The sequence below is a fragment of the Nocardia lijiangensis NBRC 108240 genome (assembly GCF_001613045.1).
GTDB classification, from domain to species: domain Bacteria; phylum Actinomycetota; class Actinomycetes; order Mycobacteriales; family Mycobacteriaceae; genus Nocardia; species Nocardia lijiangensis.
This window is the reverse complement of the sequence record NZ_BDBP01000100.1, coordinates 1-5,570: the sequence shown is the minus strand read 5'-3', so window position 1 is coordinate 5,570 and position 5,570 is coordinate 1. Positions and strand designations below refer to the sequence as shown.

General features: G+C 70.8%; 6 protein-coding genes. 2 read left to right on the top strand and 4 right to left on the bottom strand.

Going from position 1 to position 5,570, the window contains the following annotated elements:
- A partial coding sequence (locus NL1_RS29945) for an AAA family ATPase (protein ID WP_156095126.1) occupies positions 1 to 1,094 on the top strand: 1,094 nt, incomplete at its 5' end.
- Here NL1_RS29945 and NL1_RS29940 read toward each other — a convergent pair.
- The 4 genes from NL1_RS29940 to NL1_RS29925 all read right to left on the bottom strand — a co-directional run bounded on the left by NL1_RS29940 (position 1,091) and on the right by NL1_RS29925 (position 4,597).
- Positions 1,091 to 2,140 carry an Acg family FMN-binding oxidoreductase gene (locus tag NL1_RS29940; RefSeq protein WP_245673646.1) on the bottom strand — a complete coding sequence of 350 codons (1,050 nt, stop codon included), beginning with the start codon at positions 2,138 to 2,140 and terminating at the stop codon, positions 1,091 to 1,093. The genes NL1_RS29945 and NL1_RS29940 overlap by 4 nt on opposite strands.
- A 131-nt stretch (positions 2,141 to 2,271) precedes the next feature.
- Positions 2,272 to 2,484 carry a hypothetical protein gene (locus tag NL1_RS29935; RefSeq protein WP_067846326.1) on the bottom strand — a complete coding sequence of 71 codons (213 nt, stop codon included), beginning with the start codon at positions 2,482 to 2,484 and terminating at the stop codon, positions 2,272 to 2,274.
- A 31-nt stretch (positions 2,485 to 2,515) separates the two neighbouring features.
- Complete coding sequence (locus NL1_RS29930) at positions 2,516 to 3,403, bottom strand: MBL fold metallo-hydrolase (RefSeq protein WP_067846324.1); 888 nt, start codon at positions 3,401 to 3,403, stop codon at positions 2,516 to 2,518.
- A gap of 276 nt (positions 3,404 to 3,679) precedes the next feature.
- Positions 3,680 to 4,597, bottom strand: coding sequence for an NmrA family NAD(P)-binding protein (locus tag NL1_RS29925; RefSeq protein WP_067846321.1), 918 nt, complete (start codon positions 4,595 to 4,597; stop codon positions 3,680 to 3,682).
- Between the two features lie 116 nt (positions 4,598 to 4,713).
- Here NL1_RS29925 and NL1_RS29920 point away from each other — a divergent pair, with 116 nt between their 5' ends.
- Positions 4,714 to 5,499: a TetR/AcrR family transcriptional regulator gene (locus tag NL1_RS29920; RefSeq protein ID WP_067846317.1), complete on the top strand. Its 786-nt coding sequence runs from the start codon at positions 4,714 to 4,716 to the stop codon at positions 5,497 to 5,499.
- Positions 5,500 to 5,570: the final 71 nt, after the last annotated feature.

Sequence of the window (5,570 nt, the reverse complement as noted above, 5' to 3'; positions counted from 1 at the left end):
CCGCGCGCCGCCAAGCCGCCGCGGTGGCCGCCGCCGTCGCCGAGTCGGGCGCGCGGGTGGCCGCCGAACTGGAGAAGGTGGTGGCCGAGGCGAGCGCCCGCCGCGATGGTTTGGTGCGCCGCCGCACCGAATGCGCGGCGCAGGTCGACCAGATCAAGGAGCGGGTGCGTGCGCTGAGCACGCAGCTGGCCCAGCTCACCGATGCGGTGCACCGCGACGAGGTGGCGAAGGCGCAGGCCGCGCTGCGGATCGAGCAGCTGGAGGCGAACATCGCCGAACAGTTCGGCATCGCGCTGAACGACCTGATCGCCGAGTACGGCCCCGACGTGCCGCTGCCGCCCTCCGCGCTGGAATTGGCGGAGTACGAGCAGGCCAAGGAGCGTGGCGAACAGGTCACCGCCCCGCAGCCGATGCCCTACGACCGGGCCGGTCAGGAGCGCCGCGCCAAACGCGCGGAGAAGGATCTGGCGACGCTCGGCAAGGTGAACCCGTTGGCGCTGGAGGAATTCGCGGCGCTGGAGGAGCGCTACAGCTTCTTGGCCACGCAGCTCGAGGACGTCAAGAACGCGCGCAAGGATCTGCTCGACGTGGTCGCCGAGGTGGACGCACGAATCTTGCAGGTCTTCACCGAGGCCTACGCCGACGTCGAGCGCGAGTTCGTCCAGGTGTTCGCCAAGCTCTTCCCCGGCGGCGAGGGCAGGCTGCTGCTAACAGACCCGTCCGACATGCTCACCACCGGCATCGAGGTGGAGGCCCGCCCGCCCGGCAAAAAGGTCAAGCGCCTGTCGCTGCTGTCCGGCGGCGAGAAGTCGCTGACCGCGGTCGCGCTACTGGTGGCCATCTTCCGCGCCCGCCCCTCGCCCTTCTACGTGATGGACGAGGTGGAGGCCGCGCTGGACGACACCAACCTGCGCAGGCTGATCGGGCTGTTCGAGCAGCTGCGCGAGAAAAGCCAGCTGATCGTTATCACGCACCAGAAGCCGACCATGGAGATCGCCGACGCGCTCTACGGCGTGAGCATGCGCGGCGACGGCATCACCCAGGTCATCTCGCAGCGGCTGCGCGGCCAGAACCTCGCACCCGCACCCGCCTAGGCGTAGCTTCGCCTTCTCTCCTGCCGTGCCCGGTTCGATGACGGATGGCCGCCTGGCAGAGCTGATTCCGCGCGGACGGCGGTGTCGATCACCTCATGGACCGGGCGGCGCGGGGTGGGCGGCAACGGGGCGACGCTCGCGGGCATGAAGCCGAGACGGATCATCGCCTGCGGGTGGGCGCAGTCGTGCAGCACGTCGGTGCGGATGGCCGAGCGCAATTCGGCGATGCCGAGCGGTTCGGTCTGCAGACAGCTGGCCATGCCGAGGCTGGTCGCGGTGAGCAACAGCGCGCTGGCGGCCTCACCGGCCCGCAGTTCGGAGCAGCAATCGTCCTCGGCGGTGCCGATCACCAGCCATTCGGAGCCGTCGATCTCGAAGGAGGTGTCGGCGAGCTCCGGCTCGACGAAGGCGCGCTGCGAGATGTCGTCGCCGGGGCGTGGTCGCGGGGTGTTGGCGGCGGGCACGCCGTCGGCGGTGCCGTGTCTGCCGCTCCATTTGGCGAGCTCTTCGAGGTAGGCGCGATCGTGGGCGTGCCGGCCGGCCGCGGCGCGCGTCGTGTGACCGAGGGGCGTGCGCAGCGGCGGCGGGACCACCCGCGCGACCGCGCCGAACGGCACCGCGTGCTCTGCGACTTGGCGCAGGCGGTTGTACGGAACCCGGCGGTGGCAGTAGCGCCTGCGATCGGACTTCCGGTGCACGATGGCGGCGCCGAGGTCGATATCGTCGCGGGCCGGGCTCTCGGCGCCGACCGTGATCCGCGCCAGGTGATCCTGGTCGGCCGGATCCGGCAGGTACTCGACCGCGGCGGACCAGCCGTGCACCGCGAGCGCGACGCGCAGGTGGTGCAGGGCGGCGCCGCAGCTGAGCAGCAGCGCGCGGCCGGTCGGGTCGGTCGACGGCAGGCGGCGGGCCGGGTCGGCAAACAGGTCGACGGAACGGTCCGACAGTCGCCACCGCCACGGTTGGGTGTTGTGCACCGACGGTGCGCGGACCGCCATTGCCACAGTGTCTTCGAAGATCTCCGCGGTGGGTTGCCGCTGATCCATGGATTCGGGTACGTCCTTCCGGCGGCGATCGCGCGCCTCGATATTTCCGGTTCGAAGCAATCCTCACCGAATCCAACAGCGGGCGTGCCGGAACTTATTTCACCGGGAGATATGTCACATCGCTATGGAATTCAGCGGCTCCGTGTGCGCGCGGGCATTCTGACGACCCCGGATTCCAGGTCGACCAGTGGATCGTCACCCGCTTGACGATCATCGAGCTTGGCGATCGCAACCCATTCTTTGCGTTCGTGGATGTGCTTTCGCGAGGGGCCGAAGATCTCGTCGACCTCGGCGCCTACCGGATCCCGCCGCTTGCGTGCGGTCCACCGCTCGAAGAGATTCACCGCACCCGGCGTTCGTCCCGGTGCCTCCCGTTCACCGGGACCGATCGGCCGCGCGGAACCGGTGCGGCTGCCAGATGTGCCCGCCGGTGTCGGGGATCGCGTTGCCGAACTGCACGTCGGCGAAATGACAGCCGTATCCCAGCGTGCCGGGCGCGGCGAGTTGCTCGACCAGACCGTGCCGCACGTCCGCCGACCGCACCGGGTCGCGATCGGCCACGGCCGACAGCTCCGGGTGGGCGATCTGCAGCGCCGAGTGCAGTGCGTCGCCGAATGCGACGAGCCGCTGCTCGCCCGACCCGATGACGAACCCGGTGTGGCCGGTGGTGTGCCCGGGCAGCGCAAGCACCCGCACGCCGGGAAAGACCTCGTCGCCCTCGGCGACGGTGCGGACCTGGTGGGCGAACACGTCCAGCATCTCGGCGGTGGTGCCGTCGGCGGCGGCGAGCGCGCGGTGCTGCCACTCGACCTCGGAGATCAGGACTTGCGCGTGCGCGAAAGGCGTGCGGCGCGCCCCTGGCACGGCCTGCCACAGCCAGCCGAAATGGTCGGCGTGCAGGTGGGTGACGGCGACCGTCTCGATCTCGGCGGGTTCGCGGCCGACCCGGGCGAGGCTGTCGAGCAGCGCGCCGCCGCGCAGGATCCCGACCCCGGTCCGGAATGTCAGGGGACCGAAGCCCGCATCGATCAGCATCGCGCGCTCGCCGTACTCGATCAGCAGGCCGCCGACGCCCCCGACGAAGGCGTCGGCGTCGAGGTACTCGTGGTGCCTGCTCCAAAATCCCTCGGGGGCGGTGGGCAGCCAGGCCCGCGCGTTCATGGTGGTCAGACCGTCGGGTAGGTAGGTGACCCGTAGGTCGCCGACCTGAACGGTGCGCAGTGAGGCGGGTTGGGTCAAACGCTCGGCTACAGAGAGGTTCATCGCGTCTCGGCTTTCACGGGCGTCGGTGCGGAGGTGCTATGACTCTATCCGTGTTCCGGCGTGGCGTCGCCGCGAACGAGAGATCGAATAGAGCTGTCGGAGAACGTTTCTCGTGTAGCCCGCCGAAGTGCTGCGCCCCGGCCTGTGCCGTCGCGGGCGAGCGCGTTGTTTCGCGCGGTGCCGCCTCGCCGGTGATCGGCGGGGCGGTGCCGAGTTCGTCTGCGCGCCTTCGCGGTACGAAGGCGGTTGTCCACTCAGAACGCCGACCTGCGCGGATCAGCTTGCGGCGCCTGCTTTCTTGGCGTCTATCAGCGCCGCGATCCGGTCGGCCCCGCCGGACGCCAGCCAGGCGTCGAGGGTCTGCAGCTCCGGGTGGAGTTCGCGCAGCGCGGGCAGATCGGCGTGCCAGCCGCCGGTTTCCCGCGTCACCCGCCAGACGTTGACGATCTCGGGCCCGATCGCCGCCGCTTCGGCCTCGCTCACCTCTTGGTAGTGCACCGGGTGCCCGGTGGCGTGGGCGATCGCGGCCGCTGCGACGACGGGAGTGACCGCGTCGCCTGCCAATTCGATGATCCGGCCCTGGAAGCGATCCGGATCGGCGAAGGCCAGTGCGGCGAAGACCGCGACATCGTCGACCGCGATCATCTGCAGCGGCCGGTCGGCGGGGAACAGGTGGCGGTGCACGCCGTCGGCGATGCCGTCCACCGGAGAACCTTGGAGCAAGTAGTTCTCCATGAACCGGACCGGGCGCAGCACCGTGTAGCGCAGGCCGCTGGCGATCAGAGCCTTCTCGATGCGCTGTTTGCCGTGTGCGCCCCACGCGACGTCGTCGCCCAGCGAGCCCACGCCGGTGAAGACGACGTGATCGACTTCGGCGGTGCGCGCCGCCTCGATCAGGGCGATGCCGCGCTGGGCCTCCAGGTCGCCGTCCCAGCCCTCGGCGCGGTAAGTCGCTGGGGGAACGACGAATACGCCGCGGGTTCCGGTCGTCGCGGCCACCAGGGTGCCGGGCGCGTCGAAATCGCCGATCGCCAGTTCGGCGCCGGACGCGGCCAGCGCCCGCGCGGCCGGTGCGTCGGGGTCGCGCACCAGGGCGCGCACCGGGATGCCGTCGGCGAGGAGTCGGCGGGCGGTGGCGCCGCCCTGCTTTCCGGTGCCGCCGGTGACGAGGATCGGGTCGTGCTGAGAGGACATGCTCGCCTTCTTCTGCTGATACGTTCTCGATAGAATCGGGTCGGTCGACCCGCTTTCGGACGTTACGGGTGGATCGACCCGGTTGGCCAGGTGATCGACGGAAGGTGCGTAACGAAATGACGGTCTCCACGGCCCCGTCGACCGTCGCGGCGCGGGCCGATGCGCAGCGCAACCGCGCGCGGGTGCTCGCGGCCGCGCAGCGGGCCTTCGCCGAGCGCGGAGTCGCGGTGTCCCTCGCCGAGGTCGCGCGCCGCGCCGGTGTCGGCGCGGGCACGGTCTACCGGCACTTCCCGACGAAATCCGATCTGCTGGAAGCGGTCATGCAGCAGCGGGTCGACCGATTGGCCCGGCTCGCCGCCGAGCGGCTGGGCGCACGAGACCCGGGCGCCGCGTTCTTCGAGGTCTGCGTGGAGGTGGTGTCGTCCACCCCGCGCAATCAGGCGCTCTGTGAGCTGGTGCAGTCCGACGACGGCTGGCCGCGCACGCTGATGGCCAGTGCGGGAGCGCGATTCCACCGCGCACTCGGGGCGCTGCTGACCGCGGCGCAGCGGCAGGGCGCGGTCCGCGCCGACATCGAGCTGGCCGACGTGCTCGACGTCTTCACCGGATGCGTTGCCATACAACGGAATCGGCCCGCGGAGAGCGAGCTGGCGCCCGCCGCGGTCCTCCTGCTCGACGCGCTGCGCGCCAACCCCGGCGGCGCGAGCGTAACGAAACTCCGTGCCGCCCCGGAATCGCGTGACGAAACAGCGGCTCGTGACGAAACTTCGGCGGGTCCACGCTGCCCGGTCTGCGGCACGGCGCTGGGTGCGCTCGGGACCGGACGCCCGCGCCGCTACTGCTCGGCGGCCTGTCGTCAGAAGGCGCACCGGTCCCGCGCCGCCGATCGCGCCATCGGCTGACGGGACGTCGGCGAATCGCTTGCGGCCGACCACCCCGCCGCGGGTTGTCGAGTCCGCGGTGTGGAGTGCGA